The following is a 2575-nucleotide window of genomic DNA, read 5'->3' on the forward strand; positions in this document are numbered from 1 at the left end:
GCGACAGCCAGATCGGCAAGCTCAGCGCCGACCAGATCAAGGTGATGACGCCGAAGCAGGTTACCGCCTTCACGGCTGGCCAGCTTGGCAAGTTCACCGACGATCAGATGGGTGCTCTGACGGCAGCCCAGGTCGGCTCTCTCTCCGACGCGCAGATCACCGGTCTTTCGGCTGCTCAGATCGGCAAGCTCAGCAACGCTGCAGTCGGCGGTCTGAAGGCAACGCAGATCAGCGGCATGTCTGACACGCAGCTTGAAGGTCTGAGTGTTGCTCAGGCTGGCGCACTGACGGCAGCCCAGGTCGGTGCTCTGAGTGCCGATGACATCAAGAAGTTCTCCGACGACGAAATTGCTGCCCTCAGCCCGAAGGCAATTCCTGGGCTGAAGAACGAAGCAATTGCGGCTCTCACTGAAAGCCAGGTCGGCAAGCTCAGCACCGACCAGCTCAAGCAGGTCACGACCAAGCAGATCACCGCCTTCACGTCTGGCCAGCTTGCCAAATTCACCGATGACCAGATCGGCGCATTGTCGGCTGCCCAGGTCGGGGCGCTCACCAACGACCAGATCGGTGGCCTGACCGCCGGTCAGATCGGCAAGCTCAGCAATGCTGCTGTCGCCGGTCTCAAGGCCACGCAGATCACGGCGATGACTGCGGATCAGGTTGCCGGCATCACCGCAGGCCAGAGCGCTCTGCTGACGGCTGTGCAGGTTGCAGGCTTCAGCGCCACGAACATCACCAAGCTGACCGACGACGCGGTTGCTGGCCTGACCACGAAGGCTCTCCCGAGCCTGAAGAACGAAGCGATCGCCGTCCTCAGCGAAAGCCAGATCGGCAAGCTCAGCGTCGACCAGATCAAGGTGATGACGCCGAAGCAGGTTACTGCCTTCACGTCTGGCCAACTCGGCAAGTTCACCGACGATCAGATGGGTGCGCTGACGGCAGCCCAGGTCGGCTCTCTCTCCGACGCGCAGATCACCGGTCTCTCGGCTGCTCAGATCGGCAAGCTCAGCAACGCTGCAGTCGGCGGTCTGAAGGCATCGCAGATCAGCGGCATGAGCGACACGCAGCTCGAAGGTCTGAGCGTTGCTCAGGCTGGTGCACTGACGGCGGCCCAGGTCGGTGCTCTGAGTGCCGATGACATCAAGAAGTTCTCCGATGATGAAATCGCTGCCCTCAGCCCGAAGGCGATCCCCGGTCTGAGCAATGAGGCAATTGCCGCTCTCACCGAAAGCCAGGTTGGCAAGCTCAGCACGGACCAGCTCAAGCAGGTCACCACCAAGCAGATCACTGCCTTCACGTCTGGCCAGCTTGCCAAGTTCACCGATGATCAGATCGGCGCATTGTCGGCTGCTCAGGTCGGCTCGCTCACCAACGACCAGATTGGTGGCCTGACCGCCGGTCAGATCGGCAAGCTCAGCAATGCTGCTGTCGCTGGTCTGAAGGCAAGCCAGATCACGGCGATGACCGCCGATCAGGTTGCCGGCATCACTGCAGGCCAGAGCGCTCTGTTGACAGTTGTGCAGGCCGCTGGCTTCAGCGCCACGAACATCACCAAGCTGACCGACGATGCAGTTGCGGGTCTCAGCACCAAGGCGGTTCCTGGCCTGAAGAACGAGGCGATCGCTGTCCTCAGCGAAAGCCAGGTCGGCAAGCTCAGCGCCGACCAGCTCAAGCAGGTCACGACCAAGCAGATCACCGCCTTCACGTCTGGCCAGCTTGCCAAGTTCACCGATGATCAGATCGGCGCATTGTCGGCTGCCCAGGTCGGCGCACTCACCAACGACCAGATCGGTGGCCTGACTGCCGGTCAGATCGGCAAGCTCAGCAATGCTGCTGTTGCCGGTCTCAAGGCTACGCAGATCACCGCGATGACTGCGGATCAGGTTGCCGGCATCACCGCAGGCCAGAGCGCTCTGCTGACGGCTGTGCAGGCCGCGGGCTTCAGCGCCACGAACATCACCAAGCTGACGGACGATGCAGTTGCGGGTCTCAGCACCAAGGCGATCCCTGGCCTGAAGAACGAAGCGATCGCTGTCCTCAGCGAAAGCCAGGTTGGCAAGCTCAGCACGGACCAGCTCAAGCAGGTCACCACCAAGCAGATCACTGCCTTCACGTCTGGCCAGCTTGCCAAGTTCACTGATGATCAGATCGGTGCATTGTCGGCTGCCCAGGTCGGCTCGCTCACCAACGACCAGATCGGTGGCCTGACTGCCGGTCAGATCGGCAAGCTCAGCAATGCCGCTGTCGCTGGTCTGAAGGCAAGCCAGATCACGGCGATGACTGCCGATCAGGTTGCCGGTATCACCGCAGGTCAGAGCGCTCTGCTGAACACTGCCCAGGTCGCAGGTTTCAGCGCCACGAACGTGACGAAGCTGACCGACGACGCTGTTGCCGGGATATCCGCCAAGGCGATTGGTGGTCTTACCAACGAAGCGATCGCTGTCCTCAGCGACAGCCAGATCGGCAAGCTCAGCGCCGACCAGATCAAGGTGATGACGCCGAAGCAGGTTACCGCCTTCACGGCTGGCCAGCTTGGCAAGTTCACCGACGATCAGATGGGTGCTCTGACGGCAGC

General features: G+C 61.6%; 1 pseudogene. It reads left to right on the forward strand.

Annotated features, from left to right (window positions below):
• Nucleotides 1-2575, forward strand: a pseudogene (locus AC1DV9_RS29065) (hypothetical protein); the annotation flags it as partial.

Source organism: Rhizobium sp. 01L410 (assembly GCF_056400165.1).